Consider the following 19400-nt stretch of genomic DNA (forward strand, 5'->3'; position numbering starts at 1 on the left):
TCCTTCTCCCCTCTTTTTTCTTTTTTTCCTAAAACACCAAGTTCCCAACCTAAATTGTAAGTTGACGTTGTTTTCCCAACGCCTCCTTTTTGATTCACTACAGCTATTGTTACACACTTACTCATTTTAGTCCTCCTTCAAATATCCCTTTATATCGAACTTCACTTTTACGATTACTTCTGTACAAGAACCTGATACAGGTTGTCCATTTTTATTAATCACAGTCTTACTTTCACATCGCTATTCTCACTTCATGGTAAATAAAAAAGTCACCGCGATTTTTCATTATTCTAGTCCTTCCAATTTGAAAAGTCGCTGGAAACTTGGTTAGTCATAAATAAATTTGCTTCCAGAGCTTCGTTGTACAGCATCGTTTGTATATATGCTTTATTATTCGATATTTGGCCATTTATGTTACTGTACTTATAAATAACATTATCAATATGCAAAGAGTTTAAACGCATTAATGCAGCTCTAACAATGTCCTGACACTTACGATTCCCATTAATTATTGTTGCAGGCGCAAAGTACATATCAAGTACATTCATCTTGATTTCATCAATCAGATTTCTATTTGCTGTTGGTGCTTCTCTGATCTCTGCAAATACATTATTTTCAAAATATAATTCAGCCAATTTAAATTCATTCAGTCTTTCCATTTTTTCATTTTTATTATTCTCACTGGTTTCATAATCTGAACTTATGGAATTGGACTGACTGAATAGAATATCAGTATTACTTATATTAGTATTATTTATATTAGTATAGTTTAACAGTGTTTTTGACGGTTCCGGAGCCGTCAAAATGACGGGTCCAGAACCGTCAAAATGACGGTTCTGCAATAAATTGCAATTATCTTGATCTAAAGTAAACGGCCATGATGTCTCCACATCAAGGACATGTGGATTCTCTAAAAATTTACCAACATATATTAAATTCGGTTTCTGTAATCCTTGTCTTTTTTCTTCAATTAAATCTTTTTCTCTTAGTTCATTGAATAGCTTTGTAATCTTTTTTTCGCCTGATCCCATAATATCCATAATGTTTTTGCGGGTATAGATAATAAAAACTCTGCCTCTCTCATCTACCCAATTATTTTTCCTGGACAAACTGACTCGGTCTAGTAAAACCCCATAAAGAAGCTTACTCTCTGCGGAAAGCGTTTTATAATTTGTATTGGTCATCAGCTCCTTAGGTACCCGGATAAATGAAAATTGATCTGCATCGTACATGGTGAAATAATTCATATTATCCTCCTTAGCTGAATTGACGATATAATCGAGTCGTTGATTTGAACCAGTCCTGCTTTTTGTAGTTCCTTAACGCAATATTTAATAAGTTCCAGAGAATATCCCGACTCATTGCCCAGATCCTCAAATGTATAAGACTGACGATCCATCATAAGTGCGAAAAGTAGTTTACTATCTGCACTGATTTTTTTATACAAGCCTCCAAGCAGAAACCGCGGAACTTTAAAAGTGTTCTTTTCAATCACTTTTAGGTCGCTTTCAGTTATGTATTGCATGTTTTTCTCCTTTCTCTTAATAAAAATAAACAATCAGCAAACCTTAAAAATGAACTAAGATTCATTGATTGTCCATCTGAATAAGCATTACTATTTAAATCAAAATTAAGAAATAATAATATTGATGTTTAAATATATAAAAATCAGGTATAATTATCGGACAGGATATGCTTATACATCCTGTCCGAGATTTATTTGATTCGATTGTATTTGACATCGCCCCCCAATCGTGGGCAAATTATGAAGTTAACCTAGTTAAGATTAGACAGAAATAAATCCCGCTACATAAGCCGGCACCAATAAGCGCTGCATAGCCCACACCCTTTATTATCTTTGCGAACGGAAAGAACCACTTTTTCAACCGTTAAAATCACTACTATATATAAAACGAATCCAGAATTTATAGTAGGCGCTTGGCTTTTATACCGTAGGGGTAGGGATCTCCATAATATGTGATATGTCATAAAATACGACTTGCACTCGTGTTCTATGTGAAGAAATAAGTTCTTCCTTGTCAATGATCTTGTGATAGCATCCTGCTATCATCTTGGTGGAAAATATGGGACTCGAACCCATGTGAATGCCGTCATTCTTTTCCATAAAAAAAGAAGCGCAGCATGATGTCGATTTATGTGTTTTATTTCAATGAAAAATTTTATGCCTTTTTTGGAAGGATCTTTCTTTAATCGTGGCAATTATATTTATATTTGCAATTATTTCCATCTAATAATATTGTACTTGTCTCGAACACAGATCCGGATTGATCACAACGACATATCCTGACAGCTTTGCCAAATTCTTTGAGTTATTTTTAGCTTCTTTGACAGAAATTGCAAAAACAAGGGAATCAGTCTCAGGAAACACACAAGAATTAATTCTCATATCCAAACCTCACTTCTTTTATAATTCAGTACCATTTTTAGCTATTTCTTTAAGTATCTGTATACAATCTTCTCGACTTTGATACTCTTTCTTCCATGCCTGTTCTGAATATTCCTCATATGCTTCCTCAAAATAATCCTCATCCTCTATCATCTCCATCATCGTATCCAGATCATAATCGTAATTGAAAAGAAAATAGTGGAAATAATAGGTGAACTCACCGTTACCGTGCGCTCGTTGATACCATTGATCTGCAAGATCGCGTTCATCACTTCCATTGGAGGACCATCCTGTCAGATCACCAACAAAAGATTGAATAAAATCCCCAGCATTTTTGTAACCAACTTGATATGCCATAAGTTTTAAATTTGAATATTGTTTATCTGTAAGTGAAAGCGTGAAATCTTTTCGTACGTGATCTGTTTCCAAGTCTTTATTTTGTTCCTGTATGTATGATGCATAGCCTTTGTTCATAATAACCATATCTCCTCTCTATTATTGAAAAGTATAATTTTGATTTAAAAAATTCCAAAATGCCAATTTAGGTATTTTAGTGAATCTATTAGTTAAGGCTCCGTTATCACCGCCGATTGCAAAAGGACACCGTCCCTGATAAGCAGCAGCTTTAAGACACTCAACATCCATTCCCAAAACTTTGGCAGCTTCGGTGACAGAAACACTATAACTATTTGGATTCTTATTCATTAGATCTAATAATGCCTGGTATTGTTTTTTTATTGAGTCTGGAGTATTTTCTAAATTCATGAGCGACCTCCTTAAATCACTTTGAATTAATATCATCTTAAATTTAAGATTGATGACATTGCTTCATAATGTAGCATTTTTGTTTAAAATTTTATTGTTGCTTATCAAAATCGTTCTCAAACACACTTTCTAAACTCTCGTTTAATGCAATAGCAACTTTTATTGCAACATCTAGAGATGGATTTCTTAAACCATTTTCGATCAATCCGTAGTAATTTCTTTTAATACCTGCTAAATTAGAAAGTTGTTCTTGGGTTAATTTTTTTTCTTTTCTTAATTTCAATAATTTATCTCTTTTCATATATCCCTCATTTGCTACGTATTGTAGCTTTATTATACTGCTACAATACGTAGCAGTCAAGCGGAATATTAAATTTTTGCTACGTATTGATGCATTTGTTGTTTCACTACCTTTTGAATTATATAATGAGAAAAAGAGGTGTAAAAATGATTGGTAACAAACTTCGAGAATTGAGAAAAAGCATAAATTTAACACAAGAAGATTTGTCTGAAAAACTCGCAATTTCAAGATCTTCACTCTCTCTTTATGAAACAGATAAAAGGGAACCCGATGGTGAAACTCTTTTGAAAATTGCTGATTATTTTGACATCTCATTAGATTATCTATTTGGAAAGAATCATACTACACTAAACATGTCACCCCCTGTTTCAAGCACATTTCTTACTCCAAATGAAAAAATATTGTTAAAACTTTTTCGTCAATTAACAACCGAAGCATATCAGGAAAAAGCGCTTACTAAATTTGAGGGTTATATTGATTGCTTGACAGAACTTGATGCAGACACCGTGACAATGGGAAACGATGCCCAATCTATTCCCTCAAAGAAAAATGTTGGTTAGGATAATTCCGCTTGAGGTGACAATCGCACAAAGGTATATAAAGCAAATGCTTTTTTGGGCGTAATCTAACTTGCCGGTAACTTGTCACATTGCTAAACCCGTGAAAAGTCATAGGTCTATAATCACTATATAAGGCTCATATTTTAGCTTTGATCACCATATACTGATTATTTTTAACTTGCTGGTAAATTTATTTTAGAAAAGAGTGTCTCAAAACTAAGTGCATAAAAACTATTCTTTGGAAAGGAATTTACAACTTGGCATCAAAACTTATTGAAGTTAAAAAGACCATCGGTCAAACCTTTGAAGGAAAGCCGATAAGAAAATCGTTTTATGGTAAAACCAAACGTGAGGCAGAAAGAAAATATCTTGAATTTATGAAAGATGCTGAGTCAAAAAATAGATGCACACAGCATTATACATTTACAGAATTTTCAAAAACATGGCTGGAAACAAAAAAAGAAGAAGTCAATGACAATACATATAAGCTAACCTATTTAACAAACATAAAGGTCTTGCAGGCGACGTTTGGAAAAAAATTATTGGAATCGATCACACAATTAAATCTCCAGAAGTTTTTCAGTTCCCAATCCGGGATTAGTAAATCTAAAATGGATAAACTCTATCTTATCGCCAATGCGATATTCTCGTCTGCTTTTGAGAATAATCTGATTGATAAAAACCCAATGACAAAAGTTAAGAAAGGCCAGGTCAGTAATCCAAAAGAACTGCGGACCTACACCGAAGAACAATATCGCTTTGTAATAGACTTTTCAAAAGAAAACCCGTATGGCCTAGGCGTTTTCATTATGCTCAAAACCGGCTTGCGCCGAAGTGAGCTGTTTGCATTGAGATGGGAAAATATCGATTTTGAAAAGAAAACCCTTTCCGTTAAGAATGCAGCGGTTAAGTGTGAAGGAAAATACATTATTGATAAGACTAAAAACTTTTCGTCCATGCGACAATTACCTTTAGATGATGAGTTTGTTGATCATTTGACATTGCAACCACGTAGAGGCGAATTTGTTATGATTCTCGGTTCTAATACCGATCAAATTGCCGACCTGGATAATTGGACCAAAAGACGTTACAACCCATTTATGCTTGATTTATTAGAATATTATATTGCAGAAAAAGAGAAGGTAAAAAATGATGAGCAAGAAAAATATGATGTCCTACCCAAACTTCGCATACACGAGTTAAGACACACATATGGTACACTGCTCTACCGAATGGGAACCGACATTTATACAGTCTCAAAAGTATTGGGGCATTCAGAGATAAAAACAACCACAAAAATATACGTCCATGATACCGTGGAAGACATTCGAAATCGAATTGATTTTTCAAAGATGCCATAAATGAATAAACAACCTCAGCTTATCTTGAAATGACATTAGAAAATTGATAAATAGTATTGAGATTCTTAAATACTGAACTCCTTGTAAAAAATAGAATTTTTATGTATCATGAAGACGACAAGTTGTCTAGCAATAGAACCAATTTCATAACAGAATTTGTCAAGCTTGGAGCTGTTGTTCTATCATAGGTGAAAACCAAAAGGCTTTCACCTATAGAAAATCCCCGGATTACAGTCCAGGGATTTTTAATTTCTCAACTTCTATTAATTAATTCCGATACTCTATAGTTTTATTTGTATTACAACCTATTACTTAAGTTTGCCAAATAATAACCTTATGTTTTTCAACTAAGAACATTGGTGTTCAATGATTTTAATTATTTATTTTGCATATTTCATTGTATTTCTTCGCTACATAATAGCAAATAATTGCCCTTATCCGTCCGATTGTGTCAATTATTAATCAAAAGTATCTTAGCTAAAATAATACGACAAAATGTACGACAAAATATACGACAAAAATAGGTATATAATAGCCAAAAATAGCCAGAGTTATTTATATTTAAACAATCGGTAAATCGGTAAATTAATCTAAAACATAAAAAAAATGGCTTTAAATAGCCATTTTTTAAACTGTAATTATTTTTTTACTGGAGCTAGCGGGGGGAATCGAACCCCCGACCTACTGATTACGAATCAGTTGCGCTACCATCTGTGCCACGCCAGCAGTAAAAACTTACTGCCCTATCATAACACAGAACACTACTCCAATTCAATATTTTTTTACCATTTTCCCTTTGAAATATGACCGGCTATTTCAGCCTTGGACTTTTCTTTAATCACATAACCTGCTGCTTCGGCACTTTGAAAAATTGCTAAACAGGCGGGATCTAAATTTATTTCGATCCCTTTTCTTGAAAGATGGATCATTTTCTCTGCTAAAACGGCTAATTCCATGTGAAGGTCATTGGTAACATAAGAATCATATACTTTTTTTGCTGCTTCTTCACTTAATTCTGTAAATTGTTCTCGGGGCGCTCCACATTTCGGACAATTTTCTGGTGCTTCGGCACCCTCCATAGTATAACCACATACGCTGCATTTCCAAAGTTTCTTCATAATGATGTTCTCCATTCCGTTGTTTTTTTTCGATATTTGTTATTACCTGTAAAATATATACCTCTTTTATCTCTAATTGTCAAGAATTTCCTAAAATACCTGATAATTATTTATCCTTGAAAGACACATTTGTCTGTGGTAAGCTTGCCATAATATTATTCAGAGTAGACAAGGTGCGTGAAGTGTTAAAGGATGGGAAGTCGCCTTTAAACGAAATGCGTCCATTGCGATACCTTGTCGCTTCCGCTGTTACAATGCAAGTTGTAGGTTTGCGGAAGCATTACTTGAAAATCAAGGAGGTTTTTATGAAAAGTAATGCTTTTACCAGTAACTCCACACGAACAAAGGTAGTTGTCAATTGTGGTTTGCTCATTGCCATCAGCATTGTGCTGAAGATTTTATTTGAGGTGGTTATTCCTCTGGGTGGATTCCCTTCATTGCGGCTGAACATTACCGCCTTACCGATTATGCTTAGCGGCATACTTCTGGGTCCTATTGCCGGTTTTGCCGTGGGGTTCATTTCAGACCTGATGTGTTTTATCATTAAACCAGGGGGACCATTCTTTATTGGTTTTACCCTTTCCAGTGGACTCACCGGTCTTATTCCCGGATTGCTTTTTATGCTTATAAAGAAAAAAGAAGTGAAGCATCTGGAATGGTTTAACCTTGTATTTATTGGTTTATCGATTTTTATTCTTGCTATTACCGGAGCTTTCAACTTTGTAAATGGCGCCATCCTTTATGCCGGCGAACCATTAAATACGATTTATCTGGTTTTGTTTGTTGCTTTAATGGTTGCCTTTGCAGTCTTCCCCATTATTGTTGTTAGGAAATCTGAAATGGACACTGATTTCCGTAGTGATCATATTCTGTTTATTGTGAGTGTTTCTCAGTTAATTACCTCAATATTGCTAAACACTTGGTTTTTAAGTATTTTGTATGGACAGGCTGTTGCGGTTCTGCTGCCGGCCCGAATTATTTCCAATATCTTTCTGATTCCGCTTTACACGTTGATGTTAGTTGGATTGTTGAAAGTTCTTCCGAAAATTATTCATCAAACCTAAATTTTTAGATCTATTGGTTCTCCAATAGATCTTTTTTATTGCTGCAACACCTCTCCATCCATTCAAATGAAATGTGTCATTCTCTTGAAACACTTTTACATAATTTCCAATAATGAGATAAAGTATAAATTCTTGCGAAATCAGGGGAGAAGCTTGAGTATTGGCACTAAAAAGGGTATAATCGTTGTATTGTGAAATCATAGAAAATAATAACGCTTAGGAGGTTTATAAAAATGGCATTAGTTACATCAACCGAAATGTTCAAGAAAGCATATGAAGGCGGGTACGCAGTCGGTGCATTTAATGTAAATAATATGGAAATAATCCAGGGAATTGTAGATGCAGCTGAACAAGAACAAGCGCCCCTTATCTTACAGGTATCTGCTGGTGCTCGAAAATACGCTAATCCAGTTTATTTAAGAAAATTGGTCGAAGCCGCTATCGAGGTTACCGGTTTGGATATTTGTTTGCATCTCGATCACGGTTTGGACTTTGATATTTGTAAATCCTGTGTGGACACCGGCTTCACCTCTGTTATGATTGATGGCTCCATGCATCCGTTTGAAGAAAACATTGCCCTCACCAAACAGATCGTTGAATATGCTCATGATCACGGCGTTGTGGTTGAGGCAGAACTTGGCAAGCTGGCCGGCATTGAGGATGCAGTCGTGGTATCTGATCCTGATGCGACCTTTACTGATCCTAATGAAGCCGCTGAATTTGTGCAAAGAACCGGCTGTGATTCTTTGGCAATCACCATTGGAACAAGCCATGGTGCTTTCAAGTTTAAGGATGAACCCCGTCTCGATTTTGAACGTCTGTATACTATCTCAGATCTTCTTCCCGGCTATCCCCTGGTACTTCATGGGGCATCCTCGGTACCCAAAGAATTTGTGGACCTGTGCAACCAATATGGCGGACGGATTCCTGGGGCCCAGGGCGTTCCTGAAGATATGCTAAGAAAAGCGGCAAAATCAGGAGTTTGTAAAATTAACATTGACACCGACTTACGTCTTGCCATGACAGCGTCGATCCGAAAAGTTTTTGTTGAAAACCCTGAATATTTTGACCCCCGTCAATATCTGGGACCTGGCAGAATGGCCATTAAGGCCATGGTTGCTCACAAAATTAAAAACGTCCTGGATTGCAGCAACAAACGATAGCAACCATTCATTTATCAGCAGCATAAAAAGAGACCAAATCATGGTCTCTTTTTTGTGTTTTATTCCGAACTCTTAACACTATTTTTGCCCTTCGTACTTCTTACATGATATAATAATATAAAATAACAATAAAGGATAACCAATGAAAGAAATAATCATCACCGAAAATGAAAGCAACCAACGTTTAGATCGCTTTCTGGGGAAGCTCATGCCACATGCATCCAAGGGCTTTCTTCAGAAAATGCTGCGAAAAAAAAGAATTAAACTTAACGGTCAAAAATCCGAGCCTAATACCATGATCACCCCTGGGGATAAAATTCAAATTTATTTCTCTGAGGAAACCATTTTAGGCTTTCGGCAATCAGATAATGCTGAAATAAACACATCCCGAACCGCACCCCTGGATATTCTCTTTGAGGATGAAGACCTTTTGGTTCTCAATAAACCGGCCGAACTGTTGACCCAGCCCGACAAAACCGGGGAAGCCTCGATTATTGATCTGGCGGTTTTATACCTTACCGAAAAAGGCGATTATAACCCTATTGAAAATCTGACCTTCACACCCGCCTGTGCCAACCGGCTGGATAAGAACACCACCGGTATCGTGCTAGTCCCGAAAAATTTTCCCACTCTTCAGCAAGTGAATGAAGCCATTCGCGAGGACGCCACCCAAAAGATTTATTTTGCCATGGTTCTGGGCGAGCCCCCGGAAACCGGTGAAATTGTGGGTTATCTAAAAAAAGATGTTACCACCAATACGGTGACTTTTTCAGAAACTCAAACCTCGGATAAGGATAAAAAAGCAGAATTATCCTACCAGAATCTGGGCAGCCGCAGCGGCTATTCGCTACTAAAAATAGCCCTTGCCACCGGCCGATCCCATCAGATCCGAGTTCAGCTTGCCGCGATGGGTTACCCTATTCTGGGTGACCCCAAATACGGGAATCGGCGGCTCAACATTCGTTTATATGAAGATTTTGGCATCAAAAGCCAGCTTCTTCACAGTGCCAGATTTACCCTGACGCCCATGAAAAGAACCTTTACCGCACCACTTCCCCTCGCTTTTGAAAAAATTCTCAGGAGTTTTGGCTTTAAACCAACCCTTACCATGGAGATTTAGTCATGGCCTATTGGAATAGCCGCGGTCTGCGGGGCAGCCAACTGGAAGAAAGTTTAAACATCACCAATAAAATCTATTTGGAACAGGGGCTGGCGGTGGTTCAAAAAATCCCTACGGCCATTAAACCGGTGGAATTGGATCCGGGCAAAGGCACCATTAAGCTGGCTTATTTCGAGGAGAAAAGCACTGTCGATTACCTGGGGAATATCCAGGGCATTCCGGTCTGCTTCGATGCCAAGGAAACGAGCCAAAAGCGTTTGCCCATTGCCAATATTCACAGTCACCAAATTGATTTTATGAAAGCCTTTGAAGAACAGGAAGGACTTTCCTTTCTGATTGTTCATTTCAAATTTTGTGATGAGACCTTCCTGCTTCCTTTTAGCATCCTAAAGGCCTACTGGGACAATGCCAAAAAGGATGGCCGGAAATCCATACCTTATGCCGACTTTGACCAGCAGCTGAGAATTTATCCGTCTCATAATATCCTCCTCCACTATTTGGAGGCTGTTAATCATTACCTCAATGGAAAGGAAGAAAATAAAAAATGAAAAAAATTGCCAGCTTCACCATTAACCATCTGGATTTACTCCGTGGGATCTACATTTCCCGTAAGGATTATTGCGGCGATCACTGTATTACAACCTTTGATATCCGTATGAAGGAACCCAACCGCGAGCCGGTTATTAATATCGCCGAGCTCCACGCTTTGGAACATCTGGGCGCCACCTTCCTGCGAAATGATCCTGTCCTCAGCGATGAGATTGTCTATTTTGGACCCATGGGTTGCCGGACCGGCTTTTATCTTCTGATGAAAGGCGAACGCACCCCTGAAGAAATCATGCCTTTGATCATTCAACTGTACACCTTTATGGCTGAATACAATGGCGAGGTTCCCGGCGCAACTCCCAGAGATTGCGGAAATTACCTGGATATGAACCTGCCCATGGCAAATTACGAAGCCAAGAAATTCCTCACCGAAGTGCTTGAAAATATCCAGCCCGAAAACATGGTTTATCCCAAATAAAAAAAAGCCCGTATAGGGCCTTGAGTTTTATTGAAAAATCCGTCCCGGGGACAATGGTAAATCGTTGTCGGCTGCATGATCGGACAGGCTCTGGCCTGTTCGCCATGATGCCGACAACTGATGTTACGATTGTCCCCAGGACTTACTTTCTCACTTCTCAACAATTAGAAAGCCCTTGCGGGCTTTTTTTATTGCTTTTTATCGGGCTTTTTTCCTACAACCTTATTGAATAGCCGTTCTGAATAGGATATTCTATCTCTTTGAAATATTTCATGATCACGGGATTGTTTGTTGATGCGATCTACCCATTTTTTTGCGGAAGCAATCATTTCTCGATTTTCAGGCTCGGGAATAACCGCTGTCCATTCCTGGAAGAGCCGTCCATTTCGCGTCATTGCTTCATAATTAATGGCTAAAACCTTGTATGTGCTTTCGCCGTTATCAAAATTCTTTATTTTTGCCTGAGCCTTGGTCCATTTGTGAAAACGTCCCATAATATAGGCACTGTCCCGGGAAATAATGGTTACGTAGGGTTTTACCATGGCCTTGTATTTAAAACTCATGGGCAGGTAAAGTGTAAACATCATGGAGACGATCCCAAAGAAAGCCAAAAACAGGACACTCAGCCACTTCATTTCCGGTGACAGCAGAATAAAAAGCAGAACCGCAATAACAAGTTCGATTCCCAAAAGAATCCAGACCTTTTTCTTGCTGCTTGTTTTTTGAATTTTATTTAATTCTCCAATAAAAGCCGTATACTGTTCCTCTTCGTATTTCCAAATTAAAGCTTCATCCTTTTTCTCTAAGAAAGAATCAAATTGTTTATATCGGCGAAAGTAAAAAAAAGCAAATCCTAGGGCAAAAACAATAATAACGATTCCAAAATATGCAAAATAAAATTGATATGCCGCCACTGTCACGATGACAAATGGTATTATAGTAACGATGATCCCTAAAACAGCTGCCAATAAAGCAAAAATTATGTTCTGTTTCTCAGGGTTTATAATGTGTTCCATCCTTTTTCACAACCTTTTCATATTAAATTAGTGTCATAATTGACTAGATCTGACTAAATTTCTCCCGGACTTCCTTAATCTGACCGCAGGTCATCGTTCCTTCAGGACATGGACCTTCCACACAACGCGGTCCTCCATTTTTAAAGAGAATCGGTGCGACCTTTTTACAGGCTCTGAGCATTTCTGTGGCAAGTTCCTGGATTTCCCACTGGGCCCGGTTGCAGCAGCGCTGATTAAAGAAGTGCAACAATTCCCGGGCATTCATGGAGACCACAATTTTGGTTTCACAGGCATTGGGTAACATGAAACGCGCATCCTCAATCCCCAGTTTTTCCGCTGCCATAAACGCCTGTTTTTCTGCTATACCCTCGGCCATCAAGGCTTTTTTATGTTTTTCAATGAGCATTCCAGCCAAAAGATCGTAGGTTTTCTGGGCGTTTTCCATTCCCTCAATAAAGGTCGCTTCGCCGCCGGGCAGTGCTTTAATTTCAGGTGGTATGATATAATTGAATTGGCCCTCATTTACATAGCGTTGGGATTTCTGGCTAAAGCTTGCCATGCGATGACGGACCAACTGGTGGGTCAAAGCTCGACTGACCCCTTCAATGGCAAAGGTAAAGCTCGCATGTTCAATGGGTGATGCGTGGCCCATGTCCATTAAGCGGCTTAAAAAGCGCTCAACATTTTCATCGGTGAGATCATCCATAATCTCCCCTGCGCCAGCTTTGGAATAACATAATTTTGCGGCTGCAGCCACTAATTTTTCCGGTTCAGGTGTATGCTGAATCAAAGTAACACTTAATTTTGTTTCCATAACATCCTCCTCTCACTTGATCAAAATACAATACCTCATTATAACATTTTTGGGGTAATTGTACAGTTATAATCCTTTTAGCGTAAAATTTGCAGGCGCATTACTAATTCTTTCCCTATGGTGACAACAATTTTCATTCTGAATATCTTCCAACAACGATATAATGGTTTTCAATCAACCAGTTAATAAAAATGATGGAGGTGCCCACATGTTTGGCAGTCTTGATACCGTACCTGAATTACTCAAAAATTATCAATACACCACCGGCGAGCAACACAAATTCCTTGGCGACTACTACCGTCTCATGGTTTCTGAATCTGTTGAAACCGGTGTGTTGCTTAATAATTACAACATGATCCTCAGTGTCCAGGATCTTAAATCCATCCAGCATAAAGAATTTATTTTGGATATGTGGTACCGCGAACAGGCTCGGGAAGTTTTTGTTGAAGCCATGGCCACTGCCATTGTCACGTCAGCTCCTTATCAGATAAGCTTTCCTGATCTGAAAATCTATCGGCTTGACAATCGATGGGGATCCTGTTCGCCTAAAAGCCAGCGGGTGATACTGAACCTTGAACTGATCAAAACACCTAAGGAGTGCATTGAATATATTGCCCTCCATGAAATGCTTCACTTCCGCTTTCCCAGTCATAACCTGGCTTTCTACGGTGCCCTGGGGGATCTCATGTCCGACTGGAAAGAACGGGAAGACATGCTGAATCGCAAATATCGTCTAACCTAAAAAGAGCCTTTTATAAAAAAAGATACATGGGTAATTCATGCATCACTGTGTGTCGACAAACCTCGTCGCGGACATTTATTTATCGTTGTGTGCTACAAGATCGGACAGGCTATCGCCTGTTCGCCTTGATGCACACAACCTGATGAAATAAAAATTCGCAACGAGGTTTGTCACATTACGTTGTCTACAACCTCAAATGTATGATCACACATGCATTTTTTTCTTGAGCATTTTTCGCGTTTTCTCAGGGATTTGATGATAAATCCCCTGGAGCAATCCAATGATGCAAATTCCCGAAACCGCAACAATTAACGACCATGTCAAATCAAGGGTGCCGAGGTAATTAATGCTGATAATGGCATCTAAACCAATGGTAAAAACAATCACCGAAAGAATCAGATTGCTGGGAATGTAAATGAATTGGCTGCGATGTCTGGTATGCTTGAAAATCAGCATAAAAATCATGATATCTAAATAAAGCAAGGTGGCAATGGGAACCGCGTAGTTTAGAAACCAGTTGTTTTGACTTCCGCCAATTAAATAAATACTCCAGGTGGTCACTAATACGGTAATATAAACCCCTAATAAATTATACTTGGGTTTTAAATACCCCAGCGAAAAAAAGATTATTGCAAAAATACTTAAATCTGCTACAATGATATATTTTATCAGCGCATGGTTCCAGGGATAAACCAGATAAATCACCCCCAGAATGATCAGCAGGCTTACAGCAATAATGCCAATGGAGAAAAAAGCGATGTTTTTTTTCTCCTGATGATCCTCATTGTAGGTATTAATTGCCTGTGGGTACTTACGCACCTCCTTTTCATCTTGCTCTCCCACATCGGGTATGGGAAAATCACACAAAGGGCAGTTTTTGGTATCGCGTTCTACTTCCACTCCACATTTTGGACAATAGGCCATTTTCTTCACCTCTTATTCGTTACAATTTTCACTGGAATTCCCAATTGCCGTATTTTTCTGAAAAAGATTTTTTCAATTACTGTTTCCCCGGATGTTTTTCCAAAGGAAAGAGATAAATTCTTATTATAGCTTACCATCACCAGCTTGAGCCGGCTTTCCACACTGGGAGGAGGGAAAACCTCCAAACTTTTGATATATGGCACCAGTTCTTCCGGGAATGATACATTGCCCAGGTTGGAAAGCCCACTGGTGTATCCGCGTTCACCAAAACGTTTGTAGACAATGGGCATGGCAAGCTTTTTAACCCACAAAGGAATGAGCCTTAAAAAAATCAATTGCTCATTTCGCACATTTCTTGAGATATAACGGTTAATATTTTTTCGATTCAAATATAAACCCATGTATCCTTTAATTTGCTCAATAATTTCTTCCCGGGTAAAGTATCCCAATGCCAGATCAATTTCTGGATTTAAGCTCATAAAGAAGTTGCGCAGGGTAATGGAAGGGAATATTTTTCGCAAGTCAACCGGTACATTAATGGCAATCCGCTGTTGATGCTTCTTTTTTTCACTCATAGGTGAATTTTGAATATATTCCTGAATGCTTTCAAAATACAACGCCAACATAAACTGGGTTAGCGTACACCCGTATTTCCGGGCTAAACCCAAAATTTGGTCCACCGGCACAATACCTGTGAGCAAGAGATATTCTCCCTTGTCCAAAAGTTCAAAGGGAAAATGATAAACTTTTTTATTTCCCGGCGGTGGTGGCACCCCTTCCTTATAATATAGTTTAAACGCATCTTCGTACTCCCGGGGGTCGATTTCCGAATCAATATCCATGGCTTTACCCCGGTTCACAGGGGTAATCCCCTTATTCTCCTTGAAATATTGAATAATCAAGGTTTGCAGAAAGATCAGCCCGCCGCTGCCATCACATATGCTGTGGTTAAATTCGACGTGGACATAGGAATTATAATACAGCACCCGGAATGGAAATGTTTTTCCCTGACGCTGCCTCATAATCTTGCAGGGATAAAAGGTTTCCTCTTCCACCTTCGGTTTCACCTCGGTATGTTCATAATAATACCAGAATAATCCACGCTTAAGTGTTACCTGAAAATATGGAAACCGGGGAATAATCACATCCAATGCCTTTTGCAGCATAGCAGGATCCACGACTTCGTTAAGTCCCACCGTCATTCGATACACCGTCGACATCCGGGAAGAGGCGATGGCCGTGTACATAACCCCAGCATTGTCTAAAGAGTAAAACTTAAGTTTTTGGGGTTTATCTTCCACACTAAGCACCTCCACGCAAAAAGTTTTTTCGATAGGTCATTAAGAAATCATCAAATATTTCTGCTTCTACTTCCATTGTCACATCCACAGCAACAATAAAACAGCAACCCACTTTTTCCTGGCGCTCCTCAGACAGGCTTACCTTCCAGCCGTCACCATAATAGATATCCCCCACCACTTCTTTTCCCTTCTCCTTAAAGTAACGTTCAAATGATCGTTTAGGAATACTCCGGGTTTGTATTTTCTTGGCAATTATAGCCTTACCCTGTTTTAGCTGATTATTTATTTCCCTTGTTTTTATTTCCTGATCTTTCATTTTATCCCATCCTTTTATTCAATGCTTAACCATTTGTTAATTTTAACATAGGGTTCTTAATAAACCTATGACAATTTGTCTGGACTAAACACCTTCATTTCGTAATAATAAGTAAAAATATGTATCTTCATTGACTTATTTTTCTGATATTTCCATAGAATCATGTCAAATTAATTTCATTTTCTGTTTTAAACTGTTTTAAAAGCTCTAAAAAACTGTCAAATATAAATTTTTACCCTTGTTTTCTCTAACTTTCTATTGATTAAGTTCATTCAGCCTGCTAATCTTACCCTTGTAAACGATCACTGCCCATGTTAAAATACAGACAATTGAATATAAACAGAGTAGATGAGATGCGTAAAGTGTTAGAGGATGGGAAGTTGCCTTTAAACGAAATGAAAACATTGCGATATCTTATTGCTTCCGCTGGACCCCTTGACCATAAAATCGAGGGTTGCGGAAGCATTGCTTAAAACTTTTTGTTTTATTTAAGTAATGCTTTTTTTATTTGGTTTTAGTAAAAACCATTCCGAACCATGGGCACACCCGAGGTTTGGCGATAGGAGAAAAATGATCGATCAAAAGAAAATCAGAGAAGCTGTTGTTATGATACTTGAAGCCATTGGCGAAGACCCCACACGTGAGGGACTGATTGAAACTCCGGACCGTGTTGCCCGGATGTATGAAGAAATTTATTGTGGTATTGGCCAGACCGCTGAAACCCATCTTTCAAAAACCTTTGCGGTGAAATCCGATGACATTGTGATTGAAAGGGACATTCCCTTTTATTCCGTCTGTGAACATCACCTGATGCCATTTTACGGAAAGGTGCACATTGCCTATATTCCCAACGGCCGGGTTGCCGGACTTTCGAAACTGGTACGAACCGTGGATGTTTATACTAAAAAACTCCAGATCCAGGAAGCCCTGACCACTGAAATCGGCGAAGCGATCATGGAATACCTCCATGCCCGGGGTGTGATGGTTATGATTGAAGCGGAACATCTTTGCATTAACATGCGTGGCGTTAAGCGCTGTGGGACAAAAACCATTACGGCCATGCAAGCCGGTATATTTAAAAACAATAAAGAATTAAAGGATGAAGTTCACAAGCTTATGTCCATTCGATAGGAACATTTTCATGAAATCTTTGAAAAACACGAATAAACTATTTTTGAATCAAGATTATCAAAACTATCTTGAACGCATTAAGAAACATGAAGAAACGCGAGAATTTTGCCACCATGACCTTGCTCATTTTTTGGACGTGGCGCGTATTGCCACCATTAAAAGTCTGGAGGCTCAAATGAGTATCCCTAGGGACCTCATCTACACGACAGCCCTGCTCCACGATATCGGGCGTTTTGTTCAATACGAGGACAAAACACCCCACGAAGTTGCCTCACATCGCCTGGCAATTTCTTTATTAGAACCCTTGGATTTCACATCGGATGAAAAAGAATTGATTCTTGACGCCATCCTTAATCATCGCAACCCTGACACCAAGGGGTTTAGTTACATCTTTTACGAAAGTGACAAACTCTCACGGGAATGTCTCTGTTGCCCGGTGGAACAAAAATGCGATTGGAGTCTTCAGAAAAAGAACCTTCTCATCGGATACTAGAAAACCCGGGACACCGGCCATATCAAAACCCCAAAGGAGACCAAAATGCAAATTGGCAATAAAAATTTTGACCTGGACAACTGCGTGGTCATTATGGGAATTTTAAATGTCACCCCGGATTCATTTTCCGACGGCGGCAAATTCAATTCTCTGGATACAAGTCTGAAACACGTTGAAAAAATGATACATGAGGGTGCGGACATCATTGATCTCGGCGGCGAATCAACTCGGCCAGGTCATGAACCCGTGGGCGAAGCCCAGGAAATCGACCGTGTGGTACCTATGATTGAGGCCATTCGCAGCCGCTTTGACATTCCCCTTTCCATTGACACCTACAAAAGCAAGGTCGGAGAACTAGCCATTAAAGCCGGTGCTGATCTGATTAATGATGTTTGGGGCTTTAAAAGGGATCTGAAACTGGCTGAAGTCACCGCCAAATATGAGGTTCCCTGTGTGCTGATGCACAATCGGGACAATCAGAATTATGACCATTTTATGATTGATGTGTGTCATGATTTGGAAGCTTCCATTGCCATTGCCGTAAATGCCGGGGTAGCCAGGGATAAAATCATCCTCGATCCCGGCGTCGGCTTTGCCAAGGATTATCAGCTGAATATGACGATGATGAAACATCTGGACAAGCTTCAGGATCTGGGTTTTCCAATCCTCTTGGGTACTTCCCGAAAAGGCTTCATCGGCATAACCCTGGATTTACCGGTAACCGAGCGTATTGAAGGCACCGTGGCCACCACCGTTATGGGCATTATGAAAGGCGCTTCGATTATCCGTGTTCACGATGTGCTGGAAAACAAACGGGCGGCCATGATGACCGCGGCTATTTTGAAAGGAAAAGCATGGACAACCTGTATATAAAAGACCTTGAAGTTTTCGCCCATCATGGGGTTTTTCCTGAAGAGAAAACCCTGGGCCAAAAATTTCTTATTTCGGTAACCCTCACTCTGGACATGCGTGAAGCCGCCATTACCGGCGATCTTACAAAGTCCGTGCACTACGGTGAACTTGCCCATGCCCTGGAAAAAGAATTTCAAAAGGAGAGTTACGACCTGATTGAAACGGCCGGAGAGATGCTAACCACCTATGTATTAAACCACTACCCCATGGTTTCGAAAGTGACCATCATGATTAAAAAACCCTGGGCCCCGATTCTCCGGTCCATGGATACCGTGGCCATTGAGATCACCAGACAATGGCATCGCGCCTTCATTGGCTTTGGTGCCAATATGGGCGATAAGCTGGAAAATATAACAACCGCCATTGCCTCAATTGAGGCCACCGACGGCATCGTTATTGTTAAGCAGTCCACCATTATCGAAACCGAACCCTGGGGCTATGAGGATCAGGATGTATTTTTAAATGGTGTTCTGGAAATCAAAACATTTTTACCGGCCAACGAGCTGATGACCAGGCTTCTTTCCATCGAAGCGGAACTCAAACGCGAGCGTTCGATTCATTGGGGACCACGGACTTTGGACCTGGATATCATTTTTTATGACAACTGCATCACCGACGATGTGCATGTCACGCTACCCCATCCACGGGCTCACGAACGGGGCTTTGTCATGGAACCCATGGCTGAAATTGCTCCTTATTTTATTCATCCCGTGCTGCGCAAAAGCATGACCGATATTCTTAAGGAATTAAACACCAACGAAGCCTAAGTTACGAACAATAAAAAAAAAGAAGAAGCCACTGCTTCTTCTTTTTTTTATTTAGGCAAAGTTGAAAAGTAAGTCCTGGAGACAATCGTAACATCAGTTGT

General features: G+C 39.3%; 25 protein-coding genes, 1 tRNA gene and 2 riboswitches. Of the genes, 12 read left to right on the plus strand and 14 right to left on the minus strand.

What is annotated here, in order from left to right; genetic code table 11:
- From AKG39_RS19315 to AKG39_RS06775, 6 genes are all read right to left on the minus strand, one after another.
- A partial coding sequence (locus tag AKG39_RS19315) for a ParA family protein (protein WP_152912167.1) occupies positions 1-125 on the minus strand: 125 nt, incomplete at its 3' end.
- 165 nt (positions 126-290) lie between these two features.
- Positions 291-1247 carry a replication initiator protein A gene (locus tag AKG39_RS06755; protein WP_050739621.1) on the minus strand — a complete coding sequence of 319 codons (957 nt, stop codon included), beginning with the start codon at positions 1245-1247 and terminating at the stop codon, positions 291-293.
- Complete coding sequence (locus tag AKG39_RS06760) at positions 1244-1525, minus strand: hypothetical protein (RefSeq protein ID WP_050739622.1); 282 nt, start codon at positions 1523-1525, stop codon at positions 1244-1246. The genes AKG39_RS06755 and AKG39_RS06760 overlap by 4 nt, the downstream gene beginning before the upstream one ends.
- Positions 1526-2425: 900 nt before the next feature.
- Positions 2426-2881 (minus strand): hypothetical protein, encoded by a 456-nt coding sequence (locus AKG39_RS06765; protein ID WP_242852569.1) that lies wholly within the window; start codon positions 2879-2881, stop codon positions 2426-2428.
- Between the two features lie 21 nt (positions 2882-2902).
- The gene (locus AKG39_RS06770) at positions 2903-3172 is read right to left on the minus strand and encodes a hypothetical protein (RefSeq protein ID WP_050739624.1); all 270 of its coding nucleotides are present in this window, start codon (positions 3170-3172) and stop codon (positions 2903-2905) included.
- Between the two features lie 91 nt (positions 3173-3263).
- Entirely contained in the window at positions 3264-3473 is a 210-nt protein-coding gene (locus AKG39_RS06775) for a helix-turn-helix transcriptional regulator (RefSeq protein WP_050739625.1), read from the minus strand.
- A 146-nt stretch (positions 3474-3619) separates the two neighbouring features.
- Here AKG39_RS06775 and AKG39_RS06780 point away from each other — a divergent pair, with 146 nt between their 5' ends.
- Both AKG39_RS06780 and AKG39_RS06785 read left to right on the plus strand, forming a co-directional pair.
- Entirely contained in the window at positions 3620-4033 is a 414-nt protein-coding gene (locus AKG39_RS06780; protein ID WP_050739626.1) for a helix-turn-helix domain-containing protein, read from the plus strand.
- A 257-nt stretch (positions 4034-4290) separates the two neighbouring features.
- Positions 4291-5394, plus strand: a complete 1104-nt coding sequence (locus AKG39_RS06785; RefSeq protein WP_050739627.1) for a site-specific integrase — start codon at positions 4291-4293, stop codon at positions 5392-5394.
- Between the two features lie 650 nt (positions 5395-6044).
- Here AKG39_RS06785 and AKG39_RS06790 read toward each other — a convergent pair.
- Positions 6045-6120 (minus strand) — tRNA-Thr (locus tag AKG39_RS06790).
- 56 nt (positions 6121-6176) lie between these two features.
- A complete protein-coding gene (locus AKG39_RS06795) occupies positions 6177-6512 on the minus strand; it encodes a rubredoxin-like domain-containing protein (RefSeq protein WP_050739628.1) in 336 nt (111 codons plus the stop codon).
- Positions 6513-6670: 158 nt separating this feature from the next.
- Positions 6671-6763: riboswitch (THF riboswitch) on the plus strand.
- Positions 6764-6817: 54 nt separating this feature from the next.
- On the opposite strand from AKG39_RS06795, the gene AKG39_RS06800 reads away from it, so the two are divergent.
- From AKG39_RS06800 to AKG39_RS06820, 5 genes are all read left to right on the plus strand, one after another.
- Positions 6818-7576: a folate family ECF transporter S component gene (locus AKG39_RS06800; protein WP_050739629.1), complete on the plus strand. Its 759-nt coding sequence runs from the start codon at positions 6818-6820 to the stop codon at positions 7574-7576.
- A 233-nt stretch (positions 7577-7809) separates the two neighbouring features.
- Positions 7810-8739, plus strand: a complete 930-nt coding sequence (fba, locus tag AKG39_RS06805; protein WP_050739630.1) for a class II fructose-1,6-bisphosphate aldolase — start codon at positions 7810-7812, stop codon at positions 8737-8739.
- Positions 8740-8881: 142 nt separating this feature from the next.
- Positions 8882-9859 (plus strand): RluA family pseudouridine synthase, encoded by a 978-nt coding sequence (locus tag AKG39_RS06810; protein ID WP_050739631.1) that lies wholly within the window; start codon positions 8882-8884, stop codon positions 9857-9859.
- A 2-nt stretch (positions 9860-9861) separates the two neighbouring features.
- The gene (locus AKG39_RS06815; protein ID WP_050739632.1) at positions 9862-10407 is read left to right on the plus strand and encodes a Holliday junction resolvase RecU; all 546 of its coding nucleotides are present in this window, start codon (positions 9862-9864) and stop codon (positions 10405-10407) included.
- Entirely contained in the window at positions 10404-10883 is a 480-nt protein-coding gene (locus tag AKG39_RS06820) for an S-ribosylhomocysteine lyase (protein ID WP_050739633.1), read from the plus strand. Before AKG39_RS06815 ends, AKG39_RS06820 begins: the two co-directional genes overlap by 4 nt.
- On the opposite strand, the gene AKG39_RS19995 is transcribed toward AKG39_RS06820, so the two are convergent.
- The 3 genes from AKG39_RS19995 to thyX are packed head-to-tail and all read right to left on the minus strand — an operon-like array spanning position 10871 to position 12713.
- Entirely contained in the window at positions 10871-11044 is a 174-nt protein-coding gene (locus tag AKG39_RS19995) for a hypothetical protein (protein WP_160316157.1), read from the minus strand. The two genes, AKG39_RS06820 and AKG39_RS19995, sit on opposite strands and share 13 nt — an antisense overlap.
- A 27-nt stretch (positions 11045-11071) precedes the next feature.
- Positions 11072-11899, minus strand: a complete 828-nt coding sequence (locus AKG39_RS06825; protein WP_050739634.1) for a hypothetical protein — start codon at positions 11897-11899, stop codon at positions 11072-11074.
- A gap of 43 nt (positions 11900-11942) precedes the next feature.
- Positions 11943-12713 carry an FAD-dependent thymidylate synthase gene (thyX, locus tag AKG39_RS06830; RefSeq protein WP_050739635.1) on the minus strand — a complete coding sequence of 257 codons (771 nt, stop codon included), beginning with the start codon at positions 12711-12713 and terminating at the stop codon, positions 11943-11945.
- A 208-nt stretch (positions 12714-12921) separates the two neighbouring features.
- Here thyX and AKG39_RS06835 point away from each other — a divergent pair, with 208 nt between their 5' ends.
- Positions 12922-13455, plus strand: coding sequence for a M48 family metallopeptidase (locus AKG39_RS06835; RefSeq protein WP_050739636.1), 534 nt, complete (start codon positions 12922-12924; stop codon positions 13453-13455).
- A gap of 204 nt (positions 13456-13659) precedes the next feature.
- Here AKG39_RS06835 and AKG39_RS06840 read toward each other — a convergent pair whose 3' ends face one another.
- The 3 genes from AKG39_RS06840 to AKG39_RS06850 are packed head-to-tail and all read right to left on the minus strand — an operon-like array spanning position 13660 to position 15996.
- On the minus strand, positions 13660-14379 hold the full coding sequence (locus AKG39_RS06840) for a zinc ribbon domain-containing protein (RefSeq protein WP_050739637.1): 720 nt from the start codon (positions 14377-14379) through the stop codon (positions 13660-13662).
- Positions 14380-14384: 5 nt separating this feature from the next.
- A complete protein-coding gene (locus AKG39_RS06845) occupies positions 14385-15680 on the minus strand; it encodes a hypothetical protein (protein ID WP_050739638.1) in 1296 nt (431 codons plus the stop codon).
- A gap of 1 nt (position 15681) precedes the next feature.
- Complete coding sequence (locus AKG39_RS06850) at positions 15682-15996, minus strand: MoaD-like domain-containing protein (RefSeq protein ID WP_050739639.1); 315 nt, start codon at positions 15994-15996, stop codon at positions 15682-15684.
- 338 nt (positions 15997-16334) lie between these two features.
- A riboswitch (THF riboswitch) is annotated at positions 16335-16427 on the plus strand.
- A 142-nt stretch (positions 16428-16569) separates the two neighbouring features.
- Here AKG39_RS06850 and folE point away from each other — a divergent pair.
- The 4 genes from folE to folK are packed head-to-tail and all read left to right on the plus strand — an operon-like array spanning position 16570 to position 19299.
- Positions 16570-17127 carry a GTP cyclohydrolase I FolE gene (gene folE, locus AKG39_RS06855; protein ID WP_201780255.1) on the plus strand — a complete coding sequence of 186 codons (558 nt, stop codon included), beginning with the start codon at positions 16570-16572 and terminating at the stop codon, positions 17125-17127.
- A gap of 10 nt (positions 17128-17137) precedes the next feature.
- Complete coding sequence (locus AKG39_RS06860; RefSeq protein WP_050739641.1) at positions 17138-17620, plus strand: HD domain-containing protein; 483 nt, start codon at positions 17138-17140, stop codon at positions 17618-17620.
- Positions 17621-17665: 45 nt separating this feature from the next.
- Positions 17666-18493, plus strand: coding sequence for a dihydropteroate synthase (gene folP, locus AKG39_RS06865; protein WP_050739642.1), 828 nt, complete (start codon positions 17666-17668; stop codon positions 18491-18493).
- Positions 18475-19299: a 2-amino-4-hydroxy-6-hydroxymethyldihydropteridine diphosphokinase gene (folK, locus tag AKG39_RS06870; RefSeq protein ID WP_050739643.1), complete on the plus strand. Its 825-nt coding sequence runs from the start codon at positions 18475-18477 to the stop codon at positions 19297-19299. Before folP ends, folK begins: the two co-directional genes overlap by 19 nt.
- The last annotated feature ends 101 nt before the right edge of the window (positions 19300-19400 follow it).

It is taken from the genome of Acetobacterium bakii (genome assembly GCF_001263355.1).
Classification (GTDB): Bacteria; Bacillota; Clostridia; order Eubacteriales; family Eubacteriaceae; genus Acetobacterium; species Acetobacterium bakii.

Coding starts and splice junctions, on each gene's coding strand:
- AKG39_RS06770 (WP_050739624.1), bottom strand. CDS start 3,172: ATGAATTTAGAAAATACTCCAGACTCAATAAAAAAACAATACCAGGCA.
- AKG39_RS06795 (WP_050739628.1), bottom strand. CDS start 6,512: ATGAAGAAACTTTGGAAATGCAGCGTATGTGGTTATACTATGGAGGGT.
- AKG39_RS06825 (WP_050739634.1), bottom strand. CDS start 11,899: ATGGAACACATTATAAACCCTGAGAAACAGAACATAATTTTTGCTTTA.
- AKG39_RS06815 (WP_050739632.1), top strand. CDS start 9,862: ATGGCCTATTGGAATAGCCGCGGTCTGCGGGGCAGCCAACTGGAAGAA.
- AKG39_RS06835 (WP_050739636.1), top strand. CDS start 12,922: ATGTTTGGCAGTCTTGATACCGTACCTGAATTACTCAAAAATTATCAA.
- AKG39_RS06755 (WP_050739621.1), bottom strand. CDS start 1,247: ATGAATTATTTCACCATGTACGATGCAGATCAATTTTCATTTATCCGG.
- AKG39_RS06810 (WP_050739631.1), top strand. CDS start 8,882: ATGAAAGAAATAATCATCACCGAAAATGAAAGCAACCAACGTTTAGAT.
- fba (WP_050739630.1), top strand. CDS start 7,810: ATGGCATTAGTTACATCAACCGAAATGTTCAAGAAAGCATATGAAGGC.
- AKG39_RS06820 (WP_050739633.1), top strand. CDS start 10,404: ATGAAAAAAATTGCCAGCTTCACCATTAACCATCTGGATTTACTCCGT.
- AKG39_RS06780 (WP_050739626.1), top strand. CDS start 3,620: ATGATTGGTAACAAACTTCGAGAATTGAGAAAAAGCATAAATTTAACA.
- thyX (WP_050739635.1), bottom strand. CDS start 12,713: ATGGAAACAAAATTAAGTGTTACTTTGATTCAGCATACACCTGAACCG.
- AKG39_RS06860 (WP_050739641.1), top strand. CDS start 17,138: ATGAAATCTTTGAAAAACACGAATAAACTATTTTTGAATCAAGATTAT.
- folK (WP_050739643.1), top strand. CDS start 18,475: ATGGACAACCTGTATATAAAAGACCTTGAAGTTTTCGCCCATCATGGG.
- AKG39_RS06800 (WP_050739629.1), top strand. CDS start 6,818: ATGAAAAGTAATGCTTTTACCAGTAACTCCACACGAACAAAGGTAGTT.
- AKG39_RS06850 (WP_050739639.1), bottom strand. CDS start 15,996: ATGAAAGATCAGGAAATAAAAACAAGGGAAATAAATAATCAGCTAAAA.
- folP (WP_050739642.1), top strand. CDS start 17,666: ATGCAAATTGGCAATAAAAATTTTGACCTGGACAACTGCGTGGTCATT.
- AKG39_RS06840 (WP_050739637.1), bottom strand. CDS start 14,379: ATGGCCTATTGTCCAAAATGTGGAGTGGAAGTAGAACGCGATACCAAA.
- AKG39_RS06760 (WP_050739622.1), bottom strand. CDS start 1,525: ATGCAATACATAACTGAAAGCGACCTAAAAGTGATTGAAAAGAACACT.
- AKG39_RS06775 (WP_050739625.1), bottom strand. CDS start 3,473: ATGAAAAGAGATAAATTATTGAAATTAAGAAAAGAAAAAAAATTAACC.
- AKG39_RS06765 (WP_242852569.1), bottom strand. CDS start 2,881: ATGAACAAAGGCTATGCATCATACATACAGGAACAAAATAAAGACTTG.